The 437-nt window shown below is 57.4% G+C and carries 1 protein-coding gene; it reads right to left on the bottom strand.

Translation table 11 applies throughout. The features are described from left to right. Nucleotides 1-437, bottom strand: a 437-nt coding sequence (locus M3210_RS20180) for a substrate-binding domain-containing protein (RefSeq protein WP_251518093.1), incomplete at both ends; no start/stop codon positions are given.

The following is a 437-nucleotide window of genomic DNA, read 5'->3' as shown; positions in this document are numbered from 1 at the left end:
GTTTTACCCGACGTGATGCTGTTCAGCGCATTCAGGGCTTCGGCGCCCATCTTTTCCGGGTCCTGCTGCAGTACGGCGGTGACGTAGCCGCCGTCAATACCGGAAATCGCCTTCGCCGTCAGATCCCAGCCAAAGACTTTAATATCCTTCTGCCGCCCCTGGTTTTCTACGGCGGCGATAGCGCCGAGCAGCGCGGGTTCGCCGGTGGCATAAATCGCTGTCAGATCCGGATTACCGGTGATCAGGTTTTCCGCCGCAGTCATCGCTTTATCCTGCACGTTCTGCCCGTCGACCACGTTAGCGATAGTAATCTTCGGATTGCTTTTCAGCGTCTCTTCGAACCCTTTCTGCCGCTGGTTCTGAATGGCCGAATTCAGCGCGCCGACAATACCCAGTCGCGCCTGGCCACCCATCTCTTTCTGCACGTAGTCCACGAA

The sequence above is a fragment of the Oceanobacillus luteolus genome, from assembly GCF_023715655.1.
Taxonomy (GTDB): Bacteria; Bacillota; Bacilli; order Bacillales; family Amphibacillaceae; genus Oceanobacillus; species Oceanobacillus luteolus.
This window is presented reverse-complemented; position numbering and strand designations above follow the sequence as displayed.